The sequence below is a fragment of the Streptomyces herbicida genome (assembly GCF_032656585.1).
In the GTDB taxonomy this organism is placed as follows: Bacteria; Actinomycetota; Actinomycetes; order Streptomycetales; family Streptomycetaceae; genus Streptomyces; species Streptomyces herbicida.
The window spans coordinates 84420-110763 of record NZ_JAUYWJ010000001.1; the positions used below are offsets into that span (position 1 = coordinate 84420).

The window sequence follows — 26344 nt, forward strand, 5'->3', positions numbered from 1 at the left end:
CTCAGCGCGCGGCCCTGAACCCGGCGCGGGCCGACCGGACCGCGCCGGCGGCGACCGTGAGCCAGACGGCCACGGAGATCCACACCAGCACCCGTCCGGGCCGTTCCAGCCACAGGATGCCGAGGGCGGCCGCGACGGAGAGCGTCGCCGTCGCCGTCATCCCCATCGGGAACACCGTCGCCCAGCGGCGCACGTCGAAGCGCAGCCGAGGGCGCGCCACCTCGGCGGTCAGGAGGACGACGTAACAGGTCAGATCGAGGACGAGCAGCACGATGGTCGTGTCGCGCAGGACGCCGAGGTTGTCGTCGTCCCACAGGTACAGCCGCGCGCTGTCGGCGGAGATCAGCTTGGCACCGGCCAGCGCCGAGATCGCGAGCGCGCCGCCCGCGATCCACTGGTCCCCGGGTCCCTCGATCACCTGCCGCACGTCGAAGTGGGCAAGGGCGAACCCGTAGAGCACGAGCCCCAGCCAGAACAGCACGAGCGCAGCGTGGGCGAGCCATGCCGTCGCCTCGGCCGCGGCGAGCGTGGCGGCGAGCACGGCGAGCCCCTGCGTGGCCACGCAGCACAGGAACACCGCGCCCGGCATGCGCCGGTGCCAGTGCCGTACGACGAGGAACAGCAGCACCGGCCAGAGCACCGCGCACAGCGCGAGCAGCACCTCGGCCAGGCCCTGCCGGCCCAGTGCGGAGAAACGGGTGCCCAGCACCGCGGTCGCGGCGACGGCGGTGAGCGCGCCGGGCGTCCGCGCCTCGGCCACCCAGCGCCTCCGCTGCCGCAGCAGCCCCACGGCGAAGTCCACGGCCAGTGCCAGCCAGGCGACCGAGGCCATCGCGAGGGCGAACAGGGACAGGGCCTCGTAGCCCGCCAGCTGCAGCCCGACCGACACGATGCCGGTCGCCATCACGGCGGCCCCGGCCGTCGGCGGGCGCCGCTTCCACCAGGCGCGAAGGGGTGAGGAGGCGGGCATGGGCCCGATGCTAGGGAGCCGTGCGCACCTTGCGAGCGGGGCACGCGCGCGCGTGCCGGGAAAAACGCGCGGGTGCGGGACAGGGTCGCGTGCGCCTCGGGTTCACATCGGCCGCGGCGCTCGCGCCCCTGCCCCACGGTGGTCTCTCACGCCGGCCGCACCACGCTGTGGATGATCGACTCGCCGCCGTAGTAGATCGACTCCTCGCGGACGTAGGCGCCGGGCTTCGGGGCGTGGATCATCATGCCGTTGCCGATGTAGATGCCGACGTGGCTGATGTCGTCGTAGAAGAAGATCAGGTCGCCGGGCTCGGCGTTGGTGAGCGAGACCGTGGTGCCCACGTTGACCTGGTCGTAGGTGGTGCGCGGGAGGCTGACGCCCGCCGCCCGCCAGGCGGCCGAGGTGAGGCCGGAGCAGTCGTAGGAGCCGGGGCCGGTGGCGCCCCAGACGTACGGCTTACCGATCTGGGCGCGGGCGAAGGCGATCGCCTTCTCGGCCTTGGTGGTGTAGGAGGAGTCCGAGGAGGAGCCGGTCGAGCCCGTCGAACCGGTCGACCCCGTCGAACCCGTCGAACCCGTCGAGGTGGACGAGCCCGAGGAGCCCGAAGAACCGGAGGAGCTCGAGGAACTCGCGGCGGCGGCCTTCTTCGCCGCTTCCGCGGCCGCCTGCTTCTTCGCGAGCTCCGCGGCCTTGCGCGCGGCCTCCTCCTGCTTCTGCTTCTCGATCGCGGCGAGCCGGGCCTTCTCCTGCGCCGTCAGCTTGGACAGCAGCTCGCGAGCCGAGGCGAGCTTCTTCTGGACGGTGGCCTTGGCGGTCTTCAGCTCGTTCTGCGACTCGGTCAGCGTCTGGAGGCTCTTGGCGGCCTCCTGCCGCTTCTTCATGGTCGCCGACTGCTGCGTGATGTAGTCGTCGACCGCGCCCTTCTGCCGCGAGGTCATCCGGCCCATCAGCTGGGTCTGGTCGAAGTAGTCCTGCGGGGAGTCCGAGAGCAGGAAGGTGGCGGTGTCGGGCGCGGCGGCCCCGGTCCGGTACTGGGCGGCGGCGAACGTACCCAGTTCCTCACGTGCCTTGTTGAGCTTGTCCGTGCGCCGGGCCACGTCGTCCAGCAGGGAGTCGACGCTCTTGCGCTGACTGCCGGACTTCTCCTTGGCCGCGTTGTACTTCTCGGTCGCCGACTCCGCCTGGCGGTACAGGTCGTCGACCTTCTTCTCGACCTCCTCGATGCTCGGCTTGTCGCCGTCGGCGGAGGGGGTGGCATTGGCGGTCTGGGACAGCAGAGCCACGGAGGTGAGCGCGGCGGTGGCGATGGCGGGGGTGCGTATGCCTGTTACCAGGGCACTCGCGGGGCGCGACTTGCGGTGCGACGCCAAGGGAGGCGACTCCTTCCACGTTCCGCCTACCGAGTTAGCTGTCGGGTTCGGGCGGGTGGTTCGGAAGGGTTGCCCTACGGCCCTTGCTCCGGAGGGAGGTTGGGCCGATTCACCCCAAGGTCGGTTGGGTCCCCGGCTCCGGCTGCCGTGGCGGCGCACCGGACTCGGCGGAGGCCGCGCGGTCCGGCGACGTTCGCCGGTGGGGGTCGTACGGCCCGCCCGAGACGGTAGCCAACTGGTGTGGCCCGTGTGAAGGTTGATGGGCGATATGCCCGATACATTTTTGTGACCTGAAGGCAGAGTTCCGCCCGTGTGACAGCATGCTTCCGGAGCGTGAGACAGTTGTCCGGCTCATGCATCGGGAAGATCCCCCGCGCGCGGGGCCGGTCCTGTTTTCCGGGGCGGCGGTCGATTGTCGGTGGGGCACCCTAGACTCGGAGAGCGATGAGCAGCCTCTTTGACGACAGCTTCCTGGCGGACCTCCAGGCCCCTCACGGGCGCGAGGAGGAACCCCCGCCGCCGCCCGAGGACGATCACGCTCCGGAGCCGGTTCCGGACGATCTGTTCGGTGGGAAGTTCGACGTGCCTCCGGACCGGGACGCGTACTACCGCGACGGCGCCGCGCGCCCGGTGATCGACGCCGCAGCGCTGCTGGAGGGGCTGAACGAGAACCAGCGCGCGGCCGTCGTGCACGCCGGCTCCCCCCTGCTCATCGTGGCCGGCGCCGGATCCGGCAAGACCCGCGTGCTCACGCACCGCATCGCCCACCTGCTGGCCGAGCGGAACGTGCACCCGGGCCAGATCCTCGCGATCACCTTCACCAACAAGGCCGCGGGCGAGATGAAGGAGCGCGTCGAGCACCTCGTCGGCCCCCGCGCGAACGCGATGTGGGTGATGACCTTCCACAGCGCGTGTGTGCGCATCCTGCGCCGCGAGAGCAAGAAGCTCGGCTTCACGTCGTCGTTCTCGATCTACGACGCCGCCGACAGCAAGCGTCTGATGGCCCTGGTCTGCCGCGACCTGGAGCTCGATCCCAAGCGCTTCCCGCCGAAGTCCTTCAGCGCCAAGATCTCGAACCTGAAGAACGAGCTGATCGACGAGGAGGACTTCGCCGCCCAGGCCACCGACGGCTTCGAGAAGACCCTCGCCCAGGCCTACGCCCTCTACCAGTCGCGGCTGCGCGAGGCGAACGCCCTCGACTTCGACGACCTGATCATGACGACGGTCAACCTGCTGCGCGCCTTCCCGGACGTCGCCGAGCACTACCGCCGCCGCTTCCGCCATGTCCTCGTCGACGAGTACCAGGACACCAACCACGCCCAGTACGCCCTCGTGCGCGAGCTCGTCGGCACCGCCGAGCACCCGGTGGACGTACCGCCCGGCGAGTACGACCTCCAGCCCGCCGAGCTGTGCGTCGTGGGTGACGCCGACCAGTCGATCTACGCCTTCCGCGGCGCGACGATCCGCAACATCCTCCAGTTCGAGGAGGACTACCCGGACGCGACGACGATCCTCCTGGAGCAGAACTACCGCTCCACCCAGACGATCCTCTCCGCCGCCAACGCGGTCATCGAGCGCAACGAGTCCCGCCGCCCCAAGAACCTGTGGACCAACGCGGGCGCGGGCGCGCAGATCACCGGCTATGTCGCCGACACCGAGCACGACGAGGCACAGTTCGTCGCCGACGAGATAGACCGCCTCACGGACGCGGGCGAGGCGAAGTCCGGCGACGTCGCCGTCTTCTACCGCACCAACGCCCAGTCCCGTGTCTTCGAAGAGGTCTTCATCCGCGTCGGCCTGCCCTACAAGGTCGTCGGCGGCGTCCGCTTCTACGAGCGCAAGGAGGTCCGGGACGTCCTGGCCTACCTGCGTGTCCTGGCCAACCCGGAGGACTCCGTCCCGCTGCGCCGGATCCTCAACGTCCCCAAGCGCGGTATCGGCGAGCGCGCCGAGGCGATGATCGACGCCCTCGCCCAGCGCGAGAAGATCAGCTTCCCGCAGGCGCTGCGCCGGGTCGACGAGGCGTACGGCATGGCGGCGCGGTCGACGAACGCCGTCAAGCGGTTCAACGTGCTGATGGAGGACCTCCGCACGATCGTCGAGTCCGGCGCGGGACCGGCCATGGTCCTCGAGGCGATACTGGAGCGCACCGGCTATCTCGCCGAGCTGCAGGCCTCCACCGACCCGCAGGACGAGACCCGTATCGAGAACCTCCAGGAACTCGCCGCCGTGGCCCTGGAGTTCGAGCAGGAGCGCGGGGAGGGTGAGCGGAGTACGCTGGCCGACTTCCTGGAGCAGGTCGCCCTGGTCGCCGACTCGGACCAGATCCCCGACGAGGACGAGGAGGGGTCGGGCGTCATCACCTTGATGACCCTCCACACCGCCAAGGGCCTGGAGTTCCCGGTCGTCTTCCTCACCGGCATGGAGGACGGCGTCTTCCCGCACATGCGCGCCCTCGGCCAGACCAAGGAGCTGGAGGAGGAGCGGCGCCTGGCGTACGTCGGCATCACCCGCGCGCGGGAGCGGCTCTACCTCACCCGCTCGGCGATGCGCAGCGCGTGGGGGCAGCCCTCGTACAACCCGCCCTCCCGCTTCCTGGAGGAGATCCCGCCCGCCCATGTGCAGTGGAAGCGGACGGGAGGGGCGGCGCCGGTCTCCTCCGGGCCGGCCTCCGGTGTGGCAGCCTCGCTGTCCTCGTCCCGCTCCCGCTCGTCGGCGTCGGGCGCTTCCGGGTTCGCCACGCGCCGGACCGCGGAGAAGCCGGTGGTGTCCCTGGCCGTCGGGGACCGGGTCACGCACGACCAGTTCGGACTCGGCACGGTCGTCGCGGTGAAGGGCACAGGAGGGAACGCCGAGGCAACGATCGACTTCGGCGACACGAAGCCGAAGCGGCTGCTGCTGCGCTACGCCCCGGTGGAGAAGCTGTAGGCCCACCGGAGAAGCTGTAGGTCCACGCGATGAGCCCCCGCCGGTCCGGCGGAGGCTCATTCACTCGTGGAGGAGGCTGGGGACCTACGTCGGGTCCAGGCCATGGCTGCGCAGCCACGGCAGCGGGTCTATGGCCGAACCGCCCGCCGGCCGGACCTCGAAGTGCAGGTGCGGGCCGGTCGAGTTGCCCGAGTTGCCGGAGTACGCGATCGGGTCGCCGGCCTTGACGCTCGTACCGGAGGCCACCCGGTAGCTGGAGAGGTGGCAGTACCAGGTCTCCGTGCCGTCTTTGGCCGTCACGATCATCATGTTGCCGTAGGCGCTGTTCCACTGGGTGCGGACCGTGCCGTCGGTCGCGGCCATCACCGTCGTGCCGTACGAGACGGGGAAGTCGATGCCCGTGTGCACGGACATCCAGTTCACGCCCGCCTGGCCGAAATAGGCGCTGAGCCCTTTCTGCAGGACCGGAAGCACATACTTCGGGCGCAGCCGCTCCTTGCGGGCCGCCTCGGCCGCAGCCTTCTTCTGCTGCGCCACCTGCTGCGCCTTGAGGTCGATGCGCTCCTGGGTCCGGCTGGCCCGGTCGGCGAAGTCGTCGGCGCCGGCGGACAGGCTCTCCAGCTGGGTGTCCAGCTGGTTGTTGGCGGCGGACGGTTTCACCGACTTCGTCTCCGCTGCGGAGGCGCTGGTGTCCTTGCCGCCGCCGATCAGGTTCAGATTGCCGACGGAGGCGGCGGCGATCCCGGCCACCCCCATCACACAGACCGAAGGCACGGCCACGGTCAGCAGCGCGGAGCGCTTGGGGGGCGTACGGCGGCGGGAACGTGTCGCGCCGCGTGAGCCCGCACGCGTGGCCGGGACCGGGGTGATCTCTTCCTGATCGTCCAGCAGTGGCGTTACTGCGGGCATTTCGCCCGTGGCAGTCGACTCGTCCTCGTGCGGGACGGCTCCCTCGAAGGCGTCGTCCTCGTAATCCTCGTAGTGCTCGTAGCCGAGCTCCTCGCGGGCGGGATCCTCGTACGAGTGCTGGTCGAAGGTGGCGGTCGCCTGCTGGTCGAAGGGTTCGGCCTGCTGCTCGGGCTCGGTGGTGACGACGCTGCCGTCGGAGTTCCACTGCGTGGCGTCGTACGCACCGGTCTCGAAGGCCTGGGTGCCCCATTCCCACTGCTGGGTCGGGTCGGCGCCGCCGGTGTGCTGCTCGGGCTGGAGCCAGGCGTTCGCGTCCCACTGGCCGCTGATGTCGTTCCCCGTGGCCTGATGGGGGATCGTCCAGGCGGGGTTGTCGTAGGCGCCGCTGTCATAGGTGGCGTGGTGCTGGGCCGGGTACGGGTCGTAGTTCGGCGTGTGGTGGCCGCTGGTCTGCCACTGCGTGGCGTCGTACGCGCCCGTGGCGTGACCTCCGCCAGGGAGGTGGCCGAAGAGCGGGTCGGTCTCGAAGGTCGAGGCGGCGGTGTGGGCACCGGTGGCATAGCCGTCCGCGCCGTATCCCGCGTACGTGGTGAAGTCGCCGTACTGGGCCTCCTGCCCGCCGTACGACGCGTAGGGCGCCGAGGCGGCATCGGAAGCCGGAGCCGGGGTGGTCATGATCCCCGACGGGTGACGGTCGTTCACCAACTTCTCTTTCGCCTCGACAACAGGGGCTGCCAGAGCAGTGCGGCGACTGTACCCGGCGGTATGCGGGCACGACAATCTTCGGAAGGTTTCGCGCCCGAAGGAAACGGGCATTCGGCCGTGTTTCGGGGGACCAAGGACGCGGGTTTGGCTTTGTGTTCGAAGATTGTTCGACGCCCGGCTGTCTGCCGGTCCCGCTAAGTCGGCGAGTCCGGGCGGCTGTTGCGCCGTCCGGACTCGCCCCGTTATGCCCCTGTTACGGCCCTGTTCTCACGCCACGGTCAGCCCGCCGGCCGGCCTGGCGACCTCCACCTCCGGGTGCTCGGAGTCGAGTGCCTGCCGTATCCCGGCCGCTACGGCCGGGTGGACGGGAAGCGCGAGATGCCCGATTCCCATCACTTGTATGTTCTGCACCATAAGGTCGGGATGGTCGATACAGGCGGTCTCCGGCTCGTCCATCAGGGCGTCGAGGTCGCTCCAGAAGCAGAAGAAGCGCGTACGGCAACCGGGCGACGGCCCGGCCAGCTCCTCGAGCACGTCCGAACCGGGGCGTAGCTGGCGCACGATCGGATGCGCGTTCGCCAGCGGGACGACCCGGGTGCCGGAGTGCGGGGTGCCGAGCGTCACCAGCGTGCGGACCCGGAGGTCACCGCCGAGCCGCTGCACGTAGTAGCGGGCGATCAGTCCGCCGAGGCTGTGCCCCACGATGTCGACCTGCGGGCTGCCGGTGCGCTCGCAGATCTCCTCTATGTGCCGGGCGAGCAGCTCGGCCGCGGTGCGGATGTCCCGGGTCAGCGGTGAGTAGTTGAGCGACTCGATGCGCTGCCTGCCGTGCTGCGCGAGGTTGCGGCGCAGCAGGACGAAGACCGAACGGTTGTCGATGAAGCCGTGCAGCAGGACGACTGGAGGGTCCGGTGTGGTCGGCAGCTGCGCGGTGCCGTCCGGCAGGGGCGCTGCATGCGTGGGGGAGTGGCGCTCCTGTGTGATGCCGGTGGGATAGAGGGCGATGTGCCCGGCCAGGATCGCGATCTCCAGCGCGGTCGCCTTGAGGAGGGTCATGGAGAGCCCCTTGAGTCTGCCTGGCAGGAGCTGCTGCCAGATCGGAACCAGGGGCTCGAGCGCCTTGGTGACCTTCATGGCCGACCTCCTGTCGGCACGCAGGAGGACGGCCCGATCCCCCGTGTGCCCTCATGGGTCGCCGCGGTGGGGGCGGCCGCCGGTGCCCGAGCGGCACCCGCGGGATGGATGAGGCGTGCGGCGCATGCGGCGCCGATGACCTGACGAGGCGTCCTGCCGGCGTGGCGACGAGGCTCCCCGCTGTCGTGCCTTACCTGCCCTGTGTGCCTTTCGTGCCCGCGCGGACCACGCTGCGGCTCCCGAACGTGTCCCACCGTGTGATTTCCCCCTCGGTCACCACCGTGAAACTGCCGGTTGAGAGATGCTGGAGATAACGTTCGTTCACTTCGCGGCGGGTGGCGGAACGCGCGGAATGTGCGGTACTTGTCGGTACGGATGGATGTAGTCGCTTCATGGAGGCAGTGATGGGTGTGGCAGCCGGACCGATCCGCGTGGTGGTGGCCAAGCCGGGGCTCGACGGCCACGATCGCGGGGCCAAGGTCATCGCGCGTGCGCTGCGCGACGCCGGTATGGAAGTCATCTACACCGGACTTCACCAGACCCCGGAGCAGATCGTCGACACGGCGATCCAGGAGGACGCCGACGCGATCGGTCTGTCCATCCTCTCCGGTGCCCACAACACCCTCTTCGCGGCGGTCATCGACCTCCTCAAGGAGCGGGACGCCGAGGACATCCTGGTCTTCGGCGGCGGCATCATCCCCGAGGCGGACATCCCGCCGCTCAAGGAGAAGGGCGTCGCCGAGATCTTCACGCCCGGGGCCACCACGGCCTCGATCGTGGACTGGGTGCGGCAGAACGTCCGCCAGCCCGCCGGCGCGTAGTCCCTGCGGCGCCGGGTCGACGAGGATCACCGCGCGGGTGCGGTTGAGCGCACCCGCGGTGCCCCCGGCTCCGGCGTCACCCGCAACTCGTCCGCCATCGCGGCGCGCAGTCGCAAGGTGGTCATGAGCCGCTGGAACGCCTCCGCCCAGTAGCCCCCGGCCCCGGGCGACGCGTCCTCCTTCTCGTCCGGCACCGCCAGCAGCCCGTCCAGTCGCGAAGCCTCCGCGGGATCCAGGCACCGCTCGGCCAGCCCCATCACCCCGCTGAAGCTCCACGGGTAACTCCCCGCTTCCCGGGCGATGTCGAGCGCATCCACCACCGCCCGGCCGAGCGGCGGGGCCCAGGGCACGGCACACACCCCGAGCAGCTGGAACGCCTCGGACAAGCCGTGCGTCGCGATGAAGCCGGCCACCCATTCGGCGCGCTCCCGGGTGTCCAGCGTGCCCAGCAGCTTCGCCCGCTCCGCCAGGGAGACCGCTCCCGGGCCTCCGGCCTCGGGCGCCGAGGGCGCTCCGAGCAGAGCCCGGGCCCACTCGGGGTCCCGCTGCCGCACCGCGGCCCGGCACCACGCCGCATGCAGTTCGCCCTGCCAGCCGTCCGCAACCGGCAGTGCCACGATCTCCTGCGGCGTACGACCGCCGAGCCGCCCCGGCCATGATCCGAGCGGCGCCGACTCCACCAACTGGCCCAACCACCACGATCGCTCCCCTCTACCCGAAGGAGGTTTGGCCACGACACCGTCTCTCTCCATCCTCGTATCGCACTCAAGCGGCGCCTCGACCGCGATCGTCGGAATGTCGCGCGTGTGGTCCACGGCCACGCAGGCTCCGGCCCGCACCGCCATCCGCGCGGCCAGCGCCGAGCCAGGCAGCGCGGACAGCAACTCCGCCGCCGTCGCCCGCACATTGCGGCTGCGATCGCCCAACGCCTGTTCCAGGAAGGGCTCGTCGGCGGCCGACAGCCCCATGCGCAGCGAGTCGAGGAACATCAGGCGGTCCTCCGCCCGCTCCGTGGCCCAGGTCGCGGCCAGCAGTTCGCGCGCGGCCGCGGGTCTGCGTGCCCGTATCGCGGCGAGGAGGGCGACCCGCTCCGCGAACAGCCCTTCCTGCCACTGCCGTTGCACCGCGTCGGCGGCGGAGTCGTCATCGGGGTCCGGCAGTGACGTCCCGCCGCCCGGGGCCGCGCGCAGGGCGAAGCGCCAGTCCGGGTTCAGCCGGGCCAGCCACAGCGCCCGCGGTCCCGCGAACGCCAGCGCCGCCGGCCGCAGGTCCGTGCGCCCCCGGGCCGCGTCCAGCAGTGCGGGCAAGGTCTGCGGGGGTGCGGCGAACCCTCGCGCGTTCGCCGCCGCGAGCCACTGGGGCAGCAACTCCATCAGGTCCGGCGCGGTGCCCCGCCGGCCGCCGCCCGTGCCGGGACGGTCGGCCAGCAGCATCGCGAGCCTGCGGGCCGCCGCGGCGGGCAGCGGGGGGCGCGGGTCCTCGGCGGCCGGTTCGGGCCGCCGGGCGGCTTGTGCCGGACGCAGCCCTGCCCGCCGCCGCACGGTCTCCACGGCCGCCGCGTCCAGCAGCACGACCGGCGCCTCCCGCCCGGGCGCACGGCCGACGGGCGCGCGCCGGTCCGTGCCGAGCAGTGCTGTGGTGACGAGCTCCTCCCAGGTGCTTGGGGCCCTTGGGGCGTCCGTGACGCCCGTGACGCCCTCGATGCCCGTGACGCCCGCGGCACCCGCCGCACCCGCGGACCTCGCGGAAGCCGAGTTCCCGTTCATACAACGCCCCTCTCCATCGGTCGTCCTGTGGTGCCGGGCCCCCTCAGCACAGCGGCACCGCCTCTCCCGCTCCCTGCGGCCATGCCGTGAGCGGGGTGAAGCCGCGGTGGCCGCACTCGCCGAAGACCTTGACCGGTGTGCCGCCGGAGAGGGCGACGAGCCGCCACAGGCCGGGGCGGGAGCGGGCGGCCGGGCTGAGCGGCAGCGCCGAGTCGCCGTCGGCGTCGGCCAGTTGCCAGGAGTCCCCGTCCGGGGTCGGTATGACGCGGTCCAGCGTCACCGGGACCGCGTCCAGCCACGGGTCGTCCCGCAGCGCCTCCCCGTACCGCGCGGCCGCCCCGGCCGGCGTCACCCCCAAGGGCCGTACCGCGGCCGGCGCGGGCGGGGCGAACTGCTCGCCCAGGGCCGCTCGCAGCTGTCCCGCACCGGGATAGGCGGACAGCTCGGCCTCCAGGACCAGCCCGACCGGCAGCGCCGGCTCCGGAGCCCGGCCGGCCGCGCCGTAGGAGAGGAGCAGGCAGACGCGGTCCGACTCGGCGCCGTACAACCAGATCCGGCGCGTGGTCAGTTTCGCGTCCGCCGTGTCGTACTGGGCGAGGACCAGCCAGCGGTCGCGCACCGGCGGGCCGTCCGCCGAAGCGGGCAGGCCGACGCGGGAACGCACCGTCGTCGCGAGGCCGTCCGGAAGCCGCTCACGGCGCAGCCAGCCCTGGTCGAGCAGATGCAGCAGCGCGCACTCCTCCAGCAGCCGCACGGGCCAGCCCGGCCCGGACCCCGCGATGGCCCCCAACTCCCTTACCCGAGCAGCCAGTCCCGGCGCCTGTGCGTCGACCATGCGGGCCGCGGTCTCCTCCCACAGCCCGTACCCCGCCTGCTCCGCCGAGGCGAGGCCGCCGCGCAACAGGTCCGCCAGGCGCTGCTCCAGCTCGGTCGCCCCCGCCGTGACCCGCTCCGCCCGGCGCTCGGCCCGGCGCCGCGCCGCCTCGGGATCGGCGGACCCGGATCCGGAACCCCCACCGCTCGACTCCCTATTCTCCTGCGCGCGTTTCTTCCGGCCCGCGATCCACTGCTCGGCCCAGTCCGGCGCCTCGGCCGCCGGCACCGCACCGTCCCCGCCCGCCCACAGCAGCAACAGCCCGATCGCGTGCTTGCACGGGAACTTGCGGCTGGGACACGAGCACTTGTACGCCGGACCTGCCGCGTCCGCGATGTCGACGACCGTCTGATACGGCTTGCTGCCGCTGCCCTTGCACAGCCCCCACACCGTCCCCTCGTCGGAACTCCCCGCCTCGGACCACGGCCCGGCCGCGCCGAGTTTGCTTCCCGCTTTGCGTGACGCGACGTCAGGCGCCAGTGCCAGCACCTGGTCCGCGGTCCAGCGCACCCCCTGCTGAGTCATGCCATCGAAGGTAGATCCCGCCACTGACAATCGGCCCTGGTGCGGTGATTGCGCAGGTCAGAACCGATTGTCAGTGGCGTGGTGCACGGTTGGTGACAGACCGAACCGGCCGAGCTGGAGGGGGCCTCAGCCATGTCTGTGTCCGTGGAACCGACGTCCGTGCAGGCAGTCGAAGCAGCCGAAGCACTCGTGAAGGAACCGGCCGAGGCGCTGCGGCCGCACGCCGAGGACGCGTTCGCCGCCGAACTCGCCGCGCTGGCGGCCCAGGACGACCACCCGCGCCCGGCCCGCTGGAAGCTGTCGCCGTGGGCGGTGGCGACGTATCTGCTCGGCGGCACGCTGCCGGACGGCACGGTGATCACGCCGAAGTACGTGGGCCCGCGGCGCATCGTCGAGGTCGCGGTCACCACACTCGCCACCGACCGCGCACTGCTTCTGCTCGGTGTGCCCGGCACGGCCAAGACCTGGGTGTCGGAGCACCTGGCCGCCGCCGTCAGCGGCGACTCGACGCTCCTGGTGCAGGGCACGGCCGGCACCCCGGAGGAGGCGATCCGCTACGGCTGGAACTATGCGCAGCTGCTCGCCCACGGCCCCAGCCGCGACGCGCTCGTGCCCAGTCCGGTCATGCGGGCCATGGCCGAGGGCATGACGGCCCGTGTGGAGGAGCTGACCCGCATCCCGGCCGACGTCCAGGACACGCTGATCACGATCCTGTCCGAGAAGACGCTGCCGATCCCGGAGCTGGGCCAGGAGGTGCAGGCGGTCCGCGGCTTCAATCTGATCGCGACGGCCAACGACCGCGACCGCGGGGTCAACGACCTGTCCAGCGCCCTGCGCCGCCGCTTCAACACGGTGGTGCTGCCGCTGCCGGAGAGCGCCGACGCCGAGGTCGACATCGTCTCGCGCCGTGTCGACCAGATCGGCCGCTCCCTCGACCTGCCGGCCGTGCCCGACGGCATGGACGAGATCCGCCGCGTGGTGACCGTCTTCCGCGAGCTGCGCGACGGCGTCACCACCGACGGCCGTACAAAGCTGAAGTCGCCCAGCGGCACGCTGTCCACGGCCGAGGCGATCTCCGTGGTCACCAACGGCCTTGCGCTGGCCGCCCACTTCGGCGACGGCGTGCTTCGGCCGGCCGATGTCGCCGCGGGCATCCTCGGCGCCGTCGTCCGCGACCCGGCGGCCGACCGCGTCGTGTGGCAGGAGTACCTGGAGACGGTCGTGCGCGAGCGGGACGGCTGGAAGGACTTCTACAGGGCCTGCCGGGAGGTGAGCGCGTGAGCGACTCCGAGTGGGGGCGGGCGTTCGGCTCCGGGCCGCTGCTGCTCGGGGTGCGGCACCACGGGCCCGGGTCGGCGCGTGCCGTGCGGGCCGCGCTGGACGCGGCCCGGCCGGGGGTGGTGCTGCTCGAGGGGCCGCCCGAGGCCGACGCGCTGATCCCGCTGGCCGCCGACGAGGACCTGCGCCCTCCGGTCGCGCTTCTCGCACACGCCGTGGAGGAGCCCGGACGGTCGGCCTTCTGGCCGCTGGCCGAGTTCTCCCCCGAGTGGGTGGCGATCCGCTGGGCCCTGGAGCACGGGGTCCCGGCCCGCTTCATCGACCTGCCGGCCGCGCACACGCTGGCGTGGGGGAGTGAGGAGGGAGAGCCTCCCGGAGCCGGGGCCGACGACGAGCCCACGCCCGGTGCCGACATCGGGCCCGCGCCCGGGGCCGACGTCCGCGTCGACCCGATCGCCGTGCTCGCCGAGACCGGAGGCTACGACGATCCCGAACGCTGGTGGGAGGACGTCGTCGAACACCGGGGTGCGGGGACCACCGAGCGCCGCGGCGCGGAGGGCCCTGAACACCGTGGCACTGAACACCGTGGCGCGGAGAACTCCGAGCACCTGGACGCGGCGCTCGCGCCGTTCGCCGCGCTCGAGGAGGCCATGGGGGCGCTGCGGGAGGCGTACGGCGCCGGCGGGCACGCCCGGGACCTCGTGCGAGAGGCCCATATGCGGCTGCAACTGCGTGCCGCCCGGCGTGAGTTCGCCGACTCCGTGGCCGTGGTGTGCGGGGCCTGGCACGTGCCCGCCCTGCGGCAGAAGGCCTCCGTCGCCGCCGACCGGGCACTGCTGAAGGGGCTGCCCAAGGCGAAGGTGGCCATGACCTGGGTGCCGTGGACGCACCGCAGGCTGTCCCGGTCCAGCGGGTACGGGGCGGGCATCGACTCACCGGGCTGGTACGGGCATCTGTTCGGCGCGCCGGACCGTCCGGTCGAGCGGTGGCTGACCAAGGTGGCCCGGCTGCTGCGGGAGGAGGACCGCATCGTGTCCTCGGCGCATGTCATCGAGGCGGTGCGGCTGGCGCAGACGCTCGCCGCGATGCGCGGCCGCCCGCTGGCCGGGCTGAGCGAGACGACCGATGCCGTGCGGGCAGTGATGTGCGACGGCTCCGATGTGCCGCTGGCCCTGGTGCACGACCGGCTGGTGGTGGGAGACCTGCTGGGCGAGGTGCCCGACGCGGCACCCGCGGTGCCGTTGCAGCGGGACCTGGCCCGGCTGCAGCGTCGGCTGCGGCTCAAACCGGAGGCGCTGGAGCGGGAGTTGGAGCTCGACCTGCGCAAGGAGACCGACGCCGGGCGCAGCAGGCTGCTGCACCGGCTGCGGCTGCTGGGCGTCGGGTGGGGCGAGCCGAGGGAGTCGCGGGGCAGTACGGGCACGTTCCGGGAGACCTGGCGGCTGCGCTGGGAGCCGGAGCTGTCGGTGCGGGTCGCCGAAGCCGGGGTCTGGGGCACGACGGTGCTCGGTGCCGCGACCGCCAAGGCTGAGGCAGACGCCGTGGCCGCGCAGTCCCTCGCCGAGGTCACCGCACTGGCCGAACGCTGTCTGCTCGCCGAACTGCCGAACGCGCTCCCCGTGGTGATGCGGGTGCTCGCCGACCGCGCGGCCCTCGACGCCGACGTCGGCCACCTCGCCCAGGCGCTTCCCGCCCTGGTCCGCTCCCTGCGCTACGGCGATGTGCGCGGCACCGACACGGTGGCCCTCGCCGAGGTCGCCGCCGGCCTCGCCGAGCGGATCTTCGTCGGCCTGCCCCCGGCCTGCGCCGCCCTGGACCCGGACGCGGCCGAGGAGATGCGGCGCCATGTGGACGACGTGCACGGGGCGGTGGGCCTGCTGGGGGAGGCCTCCACGACGGGACACGGCCACCTCCGTACCCGCTGGCGCTCCGTGCTCGGTGCCCTGACCGGGCGGGACACCGTGCCCGGTGTCATCCGGGGGCGTGCCGTGCGGCTGCTGCTGGACGAAGGGGAGTTGGGGCAGGACGAGGCGGCCCGGCTGATGGGGCTCGTGCTGTCGCCGGGGACAGCGCCGCCGGTCGCCGCCGCGTGGATCGAGGGGTTCGTCGGAGGCGGCGGGGGCGGGATGCTGCTCGTCCACGACGAGCGGCTGCTCGGGCTGGTGGACACCTGGCTGACCGGGGTGCCGGCGGAGGCGTTCACCGACGTACTGCCGCTGCTGCGGCGGACCTTCTCGGCCTACGAGCCGGGAGTGCGCAGAACGCTCGGCGAGCTGGTGCGGCGCGGGCCGGCGGAACGGGGGAGCACGTTGGACCGGGCGGGTGGCCTGCCCGGCTTCGCCGCGGAACTGGACGCCGTGCGCGCGGACGCCGTTCTGCCACTGGTACGGCTGCTGCTCGGGCTGGACGACGACGCAGCTGACACGGGCGACAACTACTTTGCGGGAGTGGGGACATGACGGCCGAACTGGTGGAGCCGGCCCAGGAGCGGCTGCGGCGCTGGCGCCTGGTGCTCGGGGGCGACGCGGCCGACGGAACCGGCTGCGCGCTGTCCGGGCAGGACGCCGCGATGGACGGCGCGCTCGCCGCGCTCTACGGCAAGGGGGACAAACCGCAGACGGGGCGGGACCGTTCGGCCGGGCTCGGGGCGTCGGCGCCGTCGGTGGCGCGCTGGCTCGGGGACATCCGGACCTACTTCCCCTCCTCCGTCGTCCAGGTCATGCAGCGGGACGCCATCGACCGGCTCGGCCTTGCCTCCCTGCTCCTCGAGCCGGAGATGCTGGAGGCGGTGGAGGCCGATGTGCACCTGGTCGGCACGCTGCTCTCGCTCAACAAGGCGATGCCGGAGACCACCAAGGAGACGGCACGGGCGGTCGTGCGCAAGGTCGTCGAAGACCTGGAGAAGCGGCTCGTCACCCGCACCCGGGCCACCCTGACCGGCGCCCTCGACCGCAGCGCCCGGGTCAACCGGCCGCGCCACCACGACATCGACTGGAACCGCACGGTCGCGGCCAACCTCAAGCACTATCTGCCCGAGTACCGGACGGTCGTGCCGGAGCGGCTGATCGGGTACGGGCGCGCCGCCCAATCCGTGAAGAAGGAGGTCATCCTCTGCATCGACCAGTCGGGGTCGATGGCGGCGTCCGTCGTCTACGCGTCGGTGTTCGGGGCCGTGCTCGCCTCCATGCGGTCGATCAGCACCCGGCTCGTGGTGTTCGACACGGCCGTGGCCGACCTCACCGACCAGCTCGACGACCCCGTCGACGTCCTCTTCGGCACCCAGCTCGGCGGCGGCACGGACATCAACCGGGCGCTGGCGTACTGCCAGTCTCAGATCACCCGGCCCGCCGAGACGGTGGTGGTGCTCATCAGCGACCTCTACGAGGGAGGCATACGGAACGAGATGCTGAAGCGGGTCGCGGCGATGAAGGCGTCCGGGGTGCAGTTCGTCACGCTGCTCGCGCTGTCGGACGAAGGGGCGCCCGCCTACGACCGGGAGCACGCGGCCGCGCTCGCCGCCCTGGGGGCGCCGGCCTTCGCCTGTACGCCCGATCTGTTCCCGGACGTGATGGCGGCGGCGATCGAGAAGCGCCCCCTTCCGATACCGGACACCGTGTGACGCCAGGCGGTAAAAGGGACATGACTACCCATCGGTAACAGGGGGCTTGCGCAACCTCGGGCGTACCGTGCAAGGATCGGGCACGCCCGCGATGTGCCAACTCGTCACGTGTTCCGCCGCACGGGAGGACCCTTCCCCTCTTGACCTCATCTGCAGTCCAGCCCGTCACCGGCGTGCGCGTGTTGCGCACGGCGGCGGGACGGCGTGCGCTGCAACTGGGTCTGCTGGTGGCCGGTCTGTTCGCGCTCGGACTTTTCTGCGGGGAGCAGGCGCACGCCGCGGAGGGCACGCTGTCGGGCACGTCGGCCACTTCCGCCACGTCGGTCGCATCCGTGTCGTCGGCCGTGACGGACGCGGCGCGGGCCACTGCGCCGAAGGCCCCGACGAAGAGTGTCGTGGGGGCGGTTGCCGCCCCGGTCACCGCTCCGGTCGAGCACGTCGGTCGCCGTGCGGCACATGCCGTGCCCGCGGCGGACCACGAAGCCGTCGCGTCCCTGCCCCGTCGTGCCACGCGGCCGGCCGGGGACCTGGTGGGGGCAGTGACACGGCAACTGGACTCGGTGCGCGGCACACTGCCGGCGCTGCCCGCGACACCCCCGCTGCCCGGGCTTCCCGAACTCCCCGGAATGTCCGAGCCGCCCGGCCGGTTGCTGCCGGCGCCGGTCACCTCGGCACCCGGGACGACGCATTACGGCGCGGCCCGGCCGACGGCCGCGTCCGGTGAAGACGTCCGGGGCGCAACGGCCCGTACGCCGAAGTCCGCGAGGAGCGGCGCGTGCGGACCGGACCTCACCGCCGCCACCCCCGCACCGCGTTCCGCGGCGCACGCCGACGGCCGTCGTGCCGCGGCCCCCGTCACCGCCCCGAGCCGGCCCGCGCCCACCGGCGACCAGGGCGACGCACCGGGCAAATCAGCGGTCGACAACGGCTCTCCGAGGCACGGTGACGCGCACGCCGTCACCCTGAACGACCGGGCGCCCGTGCGGCTCGCGCCCGGTGCCGCCGCGCGCGTCGACGTGGCCGGGACCCGGGACAGGCACCGGGACATTCCCGTCTTCCCCGGCTAGGACACCACGGCCACCTCCCCGCCGTGGACCTGTCGCGCGGGGGCGGAACAGGTCTGCCCGACCGTCCGGACACCCCTCCGAAGTCCGGACGGCCCAAGTCCCAGTCGCGCTTCCGGCGTCCTCGCAGCCCTTGTGGCTCCGACGTCCGGGAATCCCTTAAGGATCTGACGCACGCATGAACAAGAACATCCGCCGTTCCATCGTCATAGCCGCCGGAGTGACCGGCGCGTGGGCGCTCGGCTCGACCGTGGCCAGCGCCGACGAACTGCCCGCCTCGTCCCTGTCCGTCTCCGACACGACCTCCGGGCTCACCGGCACGGTCGACGGGGTCGTGTCCGACGCGCAGGACACGGTCACCGGTGTCACCGGCGGCGTGACCTCGACGGCCCAGAACACCACCGCGAACACCACCGCCGGGGCGAAGTCCACCGTGTCCGACACCCGGAGCAGGGCGGCCGAGGCCGGGCAGACGGCCGCCACCGCCGCCCACACCGCCACCGGCACGTCCACCACCGCCGCCGACCAGGCCCGCCGCTACGTCGACGCCAAGGTCCCGGCCGCCGCCAAGGTCAGGGGAGCCCAGGCCGTCAACGGCGCCCGGGCGGCCCGTGCGGCGAAGGCCGCGACCGACCACATGGCCGTCGGGGCGAGGGCGGAGGCGACCGCCACCGTCTCCGACGCGGCCTCCCCGCAGGACGAGATCGACTACCTGTTCGGCCCGCTCTCCTCCTTCGCCCCCGAGGTGGAGGAGGCCCTGGCCGCCGCCCAGACCAAGCTCCAGGCCTTCCAGGCGGCCGCCCGCAGCCAGGCCCAGGGCGTCGACGGAGCCGTACGCACGAAGGCCGCGCAGACGGTCGCCACCGCGGGCCGCACGGGCCAGGGCGCGCTCAACGGCGTCCAGGGCCGGGCCGCCGGGGCCACGGCCGCCGCCCGGGCCTCCGTGTCCTCCGTGCCCGCGCACCTCACCGGCACCGTGACGGCCGTTCCCGGCACGGTCACCCCGGTCGCGTACGAGGCGGCCGCCGAGGCCGTCCCGCCGGTCGCCGCCGGCGCCGTGTACGGAGCCGTCCCGGTCGCCGGTCACGCCGTGGCGGGCGTCCAGCCGGTCGCCGGGGGCGCGGTCGCGGGCGTACGGGACGTGGCCACGGGCGCGGTGCACGGGGTGACGCCGGTGGTCACCGGTGCCGTGCACGGGGTGACGCCCGTCGCCGGTCACGCCGTGGACGCCGCCACCGCGCTTGCGTACGGCGTCGTGGCCGACGTCCAGCCCGTCGCGGGTGGTGCGGTCCACGGCGTCCAGCCGGCCGCCGGGGGTGCCGTCACGGGTGTGCAGGGCGTCGCCACGGGTGCCGTTGCGGACGTGCGGCCGACCGTTGGCGGGGTCGTCGCGGACGCGCAGCCGTACGCCACCGGGGTGGTCGGCCAGGCCGCCCAGGACGGCACGCAGGCCGTGCTGCCGCCCGTCGCCGGCACCGCCGTGCACGGGGTCGCGCCGGTCGCCGGGCAGGCGGTGGCGGACGCCCAGGCGCTCGCGTACGGCGTCGCGGGCGACGTCCACCCCTTCGCGGGCGGCGTCGTCGGTGCCGTACCGCCGCTCGCGTACGGCGTGACCGGGCAGGTGGGCCCCTTCGGGCAGGGCGTGGCGGAAGAGGTCCCGCCGTTCGCGCACGGGGTGACCGGTGCCGTGCAGCCCGTCGCCGACATCGTCACCCGGACGGTGCAGCCGGTCGCGGGCAGCACCACGACGCTGGCGTACGGCGTGACGGGCGACGTCGCCCCGTTCGCGCACGGTGTGACCGGTGAGGTCGACCCGTTCGCCCGCGGTGTCGCCGGGCAGGCCGCGCCCTTCGGGCAGGACCTGGCCGCCGGCACCGTCCACGCCGCCACCCCGCTCGCCGGGCACGCCGTGAACGGCGCGGCGGGTGTCGCCGATTCCGTGGCCCCGGGTCAGGTCCACCACACGGGGTACATCCACAACCTGCACAGCATGCACAACCTGCACGACGAGCGCGCCCAGAGCATCTGATGCAGGACATCTGAGGCGCCCCGTCCCGACCGACTCCGTGGGATGGAGGTATCGGACGGCCGAATACCGTCGGTGCGTCCGACCGACACCTCACGGTTGGGGTCGGTTGGTCCCCATTGGGGTGGGGATCAGCCAGCCCGGGTCCTTGTGGGCCGTTCCAGAGGCCTCACCGGGTCAACCCCAGCCCGGTGAGGCCTCGCCGCTTCGGCACGCCGTGCCAGCAAACCCGGCATCATGTGACAGGTATCACCGCTCAGGTGTGACCCTCGATTTAGGGACCCCCGGCAAGCGGCGATAACCTGCGAGACGGACATGCCGCGCGCTCGGACACCGTGTGCGCCCCCCTAGTGACACATGCGGACGTCACGTTGCCCTTCGCGGCACGCCCACGCATCCAACGAACCGCGAGATCACTGATAGGGACGGAAGCGCGTGGACCTGTTCGAGTACCAGGCGAGGGACCTCTTCGCCAAGCACGATGTACCGGTGCTGGCCGGTGAAGTCATCGACACGCCTGAGGCGGCGCGCGCGATCACCGAGCGGCTGGGCGGCAAGTCGGTCGTCAAGGCGCAGGTGAAGGTCGGTGGTCGCGGCAAGGCCGGTGGCGTCAAGCTGGCCGCCTCCGCGGACGAGGCCGTCGCCCGCGCGACGGACATTCTCGGCATGGACATCAAGGGCCACACGGTCCACAAGGTCATGATCGCCGAGACCGCGCCGGAGATCGTCGAGGAGTACTACGTCTCCTTCCTCCTCGACCGTGCCAACCGCACCTTCCTCTCCATCGCCTCCGTCGAGGGCGGCATGGAGATCGAGGAGGTGGCGGCCACCCGCCCCGAGGCCGTCGCGAAGATCGCGATCGACGCCATCGACGGTGTGGACGAGGCCAAGGCCCAGGAGATCGTGGCCGCGGCCAAGTTCCCGGCCGAGGTCGCCGACAAGGTCGCGAACGTCCTCGTCAGGCTGTGGGACACGTTCATCAAGTCGGACGCCCTCCTGGTCGAGGTCAACCCGCTGGCCAAGGTCGCCTCCGGGGAGGTCATCGCCCTCGACGGCAAGGTGTCGCTCGACGAGAACGCCGAGTTCCGCCACCCCGAGTACGAGGAGCTCCACGACAAGGACGCGGCCAACCCGCTGGAGGCCGCCGCCAAGGCGAAGAACCTCAACTACGTCAAGCTCGAGGGCGAGGTCGGCATCATCGGCAACGGCGCGGGTCTCGTCATGAGCACCCTGGACGTCGTCGCCTACGCCGGCGAGAACCACGGTGGCGTCAAGCCCGCCAACTTCCTGGACATCGGCGGTGGCGCCTCCGCCCAGGTCATGGCGAACGGCCTGGAGATCATCCTCGGCGACCCGGACGTCAAGTCCGTGTTCGTCAACGTCTTCGGCGGCATCACCGCCTGTGACGAGGTCGCCAACGGCATCGTGCAGGCCCTGAAGCTCCTCGAGGACCGGGGCGAGAACGTCACCAAGCCGCTCGTCGTCCGCCTCGACGGCAACAACGCCGAGCTGGGCCGGCAGATCCTCACGGACGCCAACCACCCGCTGGTGCAGCGCGTCGACACCATGGACGGCGCGGCGGACAAGGCCGCCGAGCTGGCCCACGCCGCCAAGTAAGCACTCAGGACGAGGACACCAACACACCATGGCTATCTGGCTCAACAAGGACAGCAAGGTCATCGTCCAGGGCATGACCGGCGCCACGGGCATGAAGCACACCAAGCTCATGCTGGGCGACGGCACCCACGTCGTGGGCGGCGTGAACCCGCGCAAGGCGGGTCAGACCGTTGACTTCGACGGCACCGAGGTACCCGTGTTCGGCACGGTCGCCGAGGCCATCGAGAAGACCGGCGCCAACGTCTCCGTCATCTTCGTGCCGGAGAAGTTCACCAAGGACGCGGTCGTCGAGGCCATCGACGCGGAGATCCCGCTGGCCGTCGTGATCACCGAGGGCATCGCCGTGCACGACACGGCCGCCTTCTGGGCGTACGCCGGCAAGAAGGGCAACAAGACCCGCATCATCGGCCCGAACTGCCCCGGCATCATCACCCCGGGCCAGTCGAACGTCGGCATCATCCCGGGCGACATCACCAAGCCGGGCCGTATCGGCCTGGTCTCGAAGTCCGGCACGCTGACGTACCAGATGATGTACGAGCTCCGTGACATCGGCTTCTCGACGGCCGTCGGCATCGGTGGCGACCCGATCATCGGCACCACGCACATCGACGCCCTGGCCGCTTTCCAGGACGACCCCGACACCGACCTGATCGTCATGATCGGCGAGATCGGCGGCGACGCCGAGGAGCGGGCCGCGGCCTTCATCAAGGAGAACGTGACCAAGCCGGTGGTCGGCTACGTCGCGGGCTTCACCGCCCCCGAGGGCAAGACCATGGGCCACGCCGGCGCCATCGTCTCCGGTTCGTCCGGCACCGCCCAGGCGAAGAAGGAGGCCCTCGAGGCCGCCGGCGTCAAGGTCGGCAAGACGCCGACCGAGACGGCGAAGCTCGCCCGCGCCATTCTCGGCGACTGAGCACGGCCCGGCCGGCCGGCACCCCGGATCACCGGGGAAGGGCCCGCACCCTCACGGGGGTGCGGGCCCTTCCGCATGCCGGGGGCGCACGGGCTCACCGGGGCAGCGGCAGTACCCTCTCCGGTCCGCGCGCCGAGGCCGCCCGCAGCTTCGCCCGCAGCTGCAGTTCGGCGCTGGACAGCGGACCCAGCGCGGCCTTCGGCGGAACCCCGCGAACCGCCTGCGCCGGGGCGAGCGGTGCCTCGTACCGGGTCGGCGCGGTGCGCAGCGTGAGTGAGGTCGCGCCGATGATGGCGACCGTGAAGGCGATGGCGGCCCGGGTCCAGAACCGGGTCCTGCGTTCGCCGAGGGTCCGGACCGTCGTCGGCTGCGGCGCCCGCAGCCGCTCCGTGGAGGCGAGTTCGGCCAGCCGCCGGTGGAGCGCGACGGGGTCCGACAGCTCGGGGAGATGCTCGGCCAGCGCGGCCCGCGCGTGTGTGAGCCGGTTCGCCGCCGCCGGTGTGCTCGCCTCCGTCTCCGCCGCGGTCTCCGGCAGGTTGAGGCCGACGCCGTCGTAGAGCAGCAGCGTGCGGCGGTACGAGGGCGGGAGCTTCAGGAGCGCGTGCAGCAGGGTGCGGTCGGCGGCGTCGGCGGGCGGTGGCTCGGGGTGCCGGTAGCGCGGGCGGAAGGAGTGCCAGGGGGACAGGGCGTACTCGTACGCCGTCGCCCGTACCCAGCCCGCCGGATCGCGGTCCTGGGCCACCTCCGGCCATTGCTGCCAGGCGAGTTGGAAGGCGCGCTCCACGGACTCCCGGGCCAGCTCGCGCCGCCCGGTGAGCAGGTACGTCTGGCGTACGAGGGCGGGGGCGCAGAACGCGTACAGGGCATCGAATGCCTGTGCGGGCGTCAGGGAGGGGGCGGCCGGAGCGGGGATCCTGGGCTGGGGCGCGGTGTCCTCCCCGGCAGGCATGGCCTCCTGACGGCCCGTCGCCTTCGCCTCGTCCATTGGGCCGGCCGGGTTCGCCGCGTCCGCCGCGAGCGACGCCAGGAGGTGGGCGTACGCCTCCCGTCTCTCGCCCCTCGGGGAGGTGCGGCCGGTCTCCCACGCGCGTACGGTCTCGCGGCTGACGCCGATCCGCTCGGCGACCTGAGCCTGCGTCAGCGACCGGGACTCGCGCAGGCGTCGGCGTTCCTTGGGCGGTGGCAGCGGGCTCTCAGGGCTCTGTGTCACCGTGCGCCCCTTCGTGCGAAAAAGTACATAAACATATATTGAGCGACACTTCGGGGGTTCGCCCGTTACGACGGGAAAGCGCGTGTCGTTGGGAGCATGGCGGTCGTGCCCCAGATGACCGTTCGCCGACTGTCGTTGTCCCCCCTGCTCACCCGGATGCGCGACCGGTCCCCCGGACTCGGCGCGAGCGTCCTCGAAGGGGCGCTCGCGGCCGGGCTCGGGCTCGGTTCGTTCGCCGTGCCCGTGATGGTGCTGTGGATCAGCTCGCCCTACCCCGACAGCGGGCCGGGCGGCGCCCTGCACATCGCCGGTGCGCTGTGGCTCCTCGCGCACGGTGTCGAGCTGGTGCGCACCGAGACGCTCTCCGGCGCCCCCGCGCCCATGGGCGTGACCCCGCTGCTGCTCCTGGTGCTGCCGGTGCTGCTGGTGTACCGGGCGGCGCGCGACGCGGTGGACGCGCCCGTCGAACCCGAAGGGCCACCGCCGGTCGACGCGCAGACGGCGTGGGCGGGCGTCGTCCTCGGCTATCTCGCCGTCGGCGGCTGCGCCGCGCTGTACGCCTCCGGCGGTGCGCTGCGGCCCGAGTGGGGGTGGGTGGCGGTGTGCCTGCCGCTCGTCGCGACGGGGGCGGCGGGCGTGGGGGTGTGGACGGCGTACGGCCGTCCGCGCGAGCCGGTGCTGAGCGTGCTGGTGCCGCTGCCGGGGGCGGTGCGCCGACGGCTCCTGGGGCCGGTCGGCCGGGCGGGCCTGATCGCGGCCGTGCGGGCCGCCGGTGCCGGGACCGTGGTGCTCTTCGGGGGCGGGGCGCTGCTGCTCCTGGTGTCGCTGGTGGGGCACGGCGGGCCCGCGCGCGCGTCCTTCGGCCAGCTGACGGAGGGCTGGTCGGGGCAGTTCGCGGTCCTGCTGTTGTGCGCGGCCCTGGCTCCCAACGCGGCGGTGTGGTCGGCGGCCTATGCCCTCGGCCCCGGCTTCGCGCTCGGGACCGGGCACCTGGTGAACCCGCTCGCCTCGAATCCCGCGCCGCTGCTGCCGCCGTTCCCGTTGCTGGCGGCGGTGCCGGAGGCGGGCGCCGGCGGGCCGCTGAACTGGGCGGCCGGGGCGGTGCCGGTGGTGGCGGGGGTGACGGTGGCGTGGTTCACGGTGCGGGTGGCCGTGCGGCGGGGGGAGCCGGGGGGCGGGGCCGGGAAGGCGTGGCGCCGGGTGCCTGGCTGGTCGGCGGCACGGACCGCCGGGGCGGCGGTGATGGCGGCCGGGGTGTGCGCGCTCGTGTTCGCGACGCTCGCCGAGCTCGCGGGCGGGCCGCTGGGGGTCGCCGCGCTCGCCCGGTTCGGTCCGGTGTGGTGGCAGGCGGGGCTCGCCACGGCGGCCTGGATCACGGTCGTCGCCGTTCCGGTGGTGCTGGGGCTGCGGGCCTGGCGGCTGCGGGGCCTTCGCTCCCGGGAGCCGGGAGCCGTACCGGCCGCGATCGTCTCGGCCCGAAAGCTGCCGGCGCAGCCCGCGTCGCCGCCCGCGCGCGAGCCGCACGCCGAAGAGGCGCACGACGCGAAGGACGCGCTCGGCACGAGGGGGGCGCAGTCGTACGGCACGCAAGCCGCGTACGACGCGTACGACTTCCTGCCCGTCGACAACACGGAAGCCGCGTACGGCTTCCTGCCGGCCGGCGACCCGCAGGACCTCACCTGGCACCACGACGACACATCGCGCGCGGCTCGCTGGGCGGCCCTCAAGGAGGCCTCGGCCCAACCGGACGCTCCGGACGCGGACACCGCGTGAGGGGCCCGGCGCCGGGAGGCCGGGTGTCAGCCCTTGCCGGTCCCCAGCAGTCCCCGCAGCTCGTGCGGCAGCAGCTGGTCGCAGGACTGCTTGGCCTGGTTGGTGAGGGCGTCGTTCACACAGGTGTAGTAGTCGCGGTAGACCAGCTGGGCCGTGAAGGTCGCTGCGACCAGGGCGAGCGCCAGGGACGCCGTGACCAGGCCGCTGACGGCCGCCGTGGTCTGGGGGCGGCCGGTCTGCTCAGACGCGGGGGTGTCCGGGTTCGGGGTGCGGGGCTTGGCACGCAGGGCGCTCACGCCCCAGTAGATGGCCAGGGAGCCGAGCAGCAGGGCCACGTAGGGCCAGCTGAAGAGGGCGAAGAAGAAAGCCCACATGCCGCACAGGAGTGCGTAACGGGCCCGGCGCTGGGCGGGGTCCGTGGGGTCCCAGCGCATGCCCGGGCCGGGACCCTGGCCGGGTCCGCCGCCCGGATCCTCGGGACCGCCTCCGGGGCGCTCGCCGAAACCGCCGGGGGAGCGGCCGGGCTGGCGGTCGCTCCACTGGTTGCCCCAGGGGGAGTCGTGCTCGTCGGAGGATCCCGGTGCGGGGCGCCGCGGCTGCCACGGGCGGTCCGGGGTGCCCTCCGGCGGCGGCGCGAACGGGTTGTCGTCCTGCGGTGTGCCGCCCTGCCCGTCGCCGTTGCCGTTCTCCCGGCCCGAGGGCGCCTCGGGCGGCGAGGCCGGCCGCTCGCGCAGCACGGCACCACGCTCCCCTCCCAGCGCCGGCTGCGGGGGGAACGTGAGAAGTCGCAGGCTGCGGTCCGGCATCAAGTGAGCGTCTTCCCCTAGATGTATACGGCTGGT

Annotated in this window: 18 protein-coding genes and 1 riboswitch; of the genes, 10 read left to right on the forward strand and 8 right to left on the reverse strand. The window is 72.7% G+C overall.

Going from position 1 to position 26344, the window contains the following annotated elements:
* Window position 1: 1 nt before the first annotated feature.
* Window positions 2-970, reverse strand: a complete 969-nt coding sequence (locus tag Q8A52_RS00390; RefSeq protein WP_316747503.1) for a tellurite resistance/C4-dicarboxylate transporter family protein — start codon at window positions 968-970, stop codon at window positions 2-4.
* 146 nt (window positions 971-1116) lie between these two features.
* The gene (locus Q8A52_RS00395) at window positions 1117-2340 is read right to left on the reverse strand and encodes a C40 family peptidase (RefSeq protein WP_316747505.1); all 1224 of its coding nucleotides are present in this window, start codon (window positions 2338-2340) and stop codon (window positions 1117-1119) included.
* Window positions 2341-2348: 8 nt separating this feature from the next.
* Window positions 2349-2520, reverse strand: a riboswitch (cyclic di-AMP (ydaO/yuaA leader).
* A gap of 264 nt (window positions 2521-2784) precedes the next feature.
* Here Q8A52_RS00395 and pcrA point away from each other — a divergent pair.
* Complete coding sequence (pcrA, locus tag Q8A52_RS00400; protein WP_316747506.1) at window positions 2785-5268, forward strand: DNA helicase PcrA; 2484 nt, start codon at window positions 2785-2787, stop codon at window positions 5266-5268.
* Between the two features lie 84 nt (window positions 5269-5352).
* Here the strand turns inward: pcrA and Q8A52_RS00405 are convergent, their stop codons facing one another.
* A complete protein-coding gene (locus tag Q8A52_RS00405) occupies window positions 5353-6879 on the reverse strand; it encodes a M23 family metallopeptidase (protein WP_316747508.1) in 1527 nt (508 codons plus the stop codon).
* Between the two features lie 270 nt (window positions 6880-7149).
* On the reverse strand, window positions 7150-8016 hold the full coding sequence (locus tag Q8A52_RS00410) for an esterase/lipase family protein (protein WP_316747510.1): 867 nt from the start codon (window positions 8014-8016) through the stop codon (window positions 7150-7152).
* Between the two features lie 404 nt (window positions 8017-8420).
* Between Q8A52_RS00410 and Q8A52_RS00415 the strand changes: the two genes are divergently transcribed.
* A complete protein-coding gene (locus Q8A52_RS00415; RefSeq protein WP_316747512.1) occupies window positions 8421-8837 on the forward strand; it encodes a cobalamin B12-binding domain-containing protein in 417 nt (138 codons plus the stop codon).
* A 26-nt stretch (window positions 8838-8863) separates the two neighbouring features.
* On the opposite strand, the gene Q8A52_RS00420 is transcribed toward Q8A52_RS00415, so the two are convergent.
* Both Q8A52_RS00420 and Q8A52_RS00425 read right to left on the reverse strand, forming a co-directional pair.
* Window positions 8864-10603, reverse strand: a complete 1740-nt coding sequence (locus Q8A52_RS00420; RefSeq protein ID WP_316747514.1) for a DUF5691 domain-containing protein — start codon at window positions 10601-10603, stop codon at window positions 8864-8866.
* Between the two features lie 43 nt (window positions 10604-10646).
* The gene (locus tag Q8A52_RS00425) at window positions 10647-12002 is read right to left on the reverse strand and encodes an SWIM zinc finger family protein (RefSeq protein ID WP_316747516.1); all 1356 of its coding nucleotides are present in this window, start codon (window positions 12000-12002) and stop codon (window positions 10647-10649) included.
* A gap of 132 nt (window positions 12003-12134) precedes the next feature.
* Here Q8A52_RS00425 and Q8A52_RS00430 point away from each other — a divergent pair, with 132 nt between their 5' ends.
* From Q8A52_RS00430 to sucD, 7 genes are all read left to right on the forward strand, one after another.
* Window positions 12135-13283, forward strand: coding sequence for an ATP-binding protein (locus tag Q8A52_RS00430; protein WP_316747518.1), 1149 nt, complete (start codon window positions 12135-12137; stop codon window positions 13281-13283).
* Window positions 13280-15739, forward strand: a complete 2460-nt coding sequence (locus Q8A52_RS00435) for a DUF5682 family protein (protein ID WP_316747519.1) — start codon at window positions 13280-13282, stop codon at window positions 15737-15739. The genes Q8A52_RS00430 and Q8A52_RS00435 overlap by 4 nt, the downstream gene beginning before the upstream one ends.
* Window positions 15736-16899 (forward strand): VWA domain-containing protein, encoded by a 1164-nt coding sequence (locus tag Q8A52_RS00440; protein WP_316747521.1) that lies wholly within the window; start codon window positions 15736-15738, stop codon window positions 16897-16899. The genes Q8A52_RS00435 and Q8A52_RS00440 overlap by 4 nt, the downstream gene beginning before the upstream one ends.
* 140 nt (window positions 16900-17039) lie before the next feature.
* Window positions 17040-17966 carry a hypothetical protein gene (locus Q8A52_RS00445; RefSeq protein ID WP_316747523.1) on the forward strand — a complete coding sequence of 309 codons (927 nt, stop codon included), beginning with the start codon at window positions 17040-17042 and terminating at the stop codon, window positions 17964-17966.
* 175 nt (window positions 17967-18141) lie between these two features.
* Window positions 18142-19992 (forward strand): hypothetical protein, encoded by a 1851-nt coding sequence (locus Q8A52_RS00450; RefSeq protein WP_316747525.1) that lies wholly within the window; start codon window positions 18142-18144, stop codon window positions 19990-19992.
* Window positions 19993-20424: 432 nt separating this feature from the next.
* Window positions 20425-21606: an ADP-forming succinate--CoA ligase subunit beta gene (sucC, locus tag Q8A52_RS00455; RefSeq protein WP_316747527.1), complete on the forward strand. Its 1182-nt coding sequence runs from the start codon at window positions 20425-20427 to the stop codon at window positions 21604-21606.
* A gap of 28 nt (window positions 21607-21634) precedes the next feature.
* Window positions 21635-22519: a succinate--CoA ligase subunit alpha gene (gene sucD / locus Q8A52_RS00460; protein ID WP_316747529.1), complete on the forward strand. Its 885-nt coding sequence runs from the start codon at window positions 21635-21637 to the stop codon at window positions 22517-22519.
* A 94-nt stretch (window positions 22520-22613) separates the two neighbouring features.
* Here the strand turns inward: sucD and Q8A52_RS00465 are convergent, their stop codons facing one another.
* The gene (locus tag Q8A52_RS00465; RefSeq protein WP_316747531.1) at window positions 22614-23729 is read right to left on the reverse strand and encodes a helix-turn-helix domain-containing protein; all 1116 of its coding nucleotides are present in this window, start codon (window positions 23727-23729) and stop codon (window positions 22614-22616) included.
* A gap of 96 nt (window positions 23730-23825) precedes the next feature.
* Here Q8A52_RS00465 and Q8A52_RS00470 point away from each other — a divergent pair, with 96 nt between their 5' ends.
* Window positions 23826-25502: a cell division protein PerM gene (locus Q8A52_RS00470; protein ID WP_316747532.1), complete on the forward strand. Its 1677-nt coding sequence runs from the start codon at window positions 23826-23828 to the stop codon at window positions 25500-25502.
* A 26-nt stretch (window positions 25503-25528) separates the two neighbouring features.
* On the opposite strand, the gene Q8A52_RS00475 is transcribed toward Q8A52_RS00470, so the two are convergent.
* Window positions 25529-26308, reverse strand: coding sequence for a hypothetical protein (locus Q8A52_RS00475; protein ID WP_316747534.1), 780 nt, complete (start codon window positions 26306-26308; stop codon window positions 25529-25531).
* Window positions 26309-26344 lie beyond the last annotated feature (36 nt).

What these genes read in the sequence shown, in the direction of transcription:
- Q8A52_RS00390 (WP_316747503.1), bottom strand. Translation starts at nt 970, where the DNA reads ATGCCCGCCTCCTCACCCCTTCGCGCCTGGTGGAAGCGGCGCCCGCCG.
- Q8A52_RS00410 (WP_316747510.1), bottom strand. Translation starts at nt 8,016, where the DNA reads ATGAAGGTCACCAAGGCGCTCGAGCCCCTGGTTCCGATCTGGCAGCAG.
- Q8A52_RS00470 (WP_316747532.1), top strand. Translation starts at nt 23,826, where the DNA reads ATGGCGGTCGTGCCCCAGATGACCGTTCGCCGACTGTCGTTGTCCCCC.
- Q8A52_RS00430 (WP_316747518.1), top strand. Translation starts at nt 12,135, where the DNA reads ATGTCTGTGTCCGTGGAACCGACGTCCGTGCAGGCAGTCGAAGCAGCC.
- Q8A52_RS00450 (WP_316747525.1), top strand. Translation starts at nt 18,142, where the DNA reads ATGAACAAGAACATCCGCCGTTCCATCGTCATAGCCGCCGGAGTGACC.
- Q8A52_RS00475 (WP_316747534.1), bottom strand. Translation starts at nt 26,308, where the DNA reads ATGCCGGACCGCAGCCTGCGACTTCTCACGTTCCCCCCGCAGCCGGCG.
- Q8A52_RS00420 (WP_316747514.1), bottom strand. Translation starts at nt 10,603, where the DNA reads ATGAACGGGAACTCGGCTTCCGCGAGGTCCGCGGGTGCGGCGGGTGCC.
- Q8A52_RS00415 (WP_316747512.1), top strand. Translation starts at nt 8,421, where the DNA reads ATGGGTGTGGCAGCCGGACCGATCCGCGTGGTGGTGGCCAAGCCGGGG.
- sucD (WP_316747529.1), top strand. Translation starts at nt 21,635, where the DNA reads ATGGCTATCTGGCTCAACAAGGACAGCAAGGTCATCGTCCAGGGCATG.
- Q8A52_RS00440 (WP_316747521.1), top strand. Translation starts at nt 15,736, where the DNA reads ATGACGGCCGAACTGGTGGAGCCGGCCCAGGAGCGGCTGCGGCGCTGG.
- pcrA (WP_316747506.1), top strand. Translation starts at nt 2,785, where the DNA reads ATGAGCAGCCTCTTTGACGACAGCTTCCTGGCGGACCTCCAGGCCCCT.
- Q8A52_RS00425 (WP_316747516.1), bottom strand. Translation starts at nt 12,002, where the DNA reads ATGACTCAGCAGGGGGTGCGCTGGACCGCGGACCAGGTGCTGGCACTG.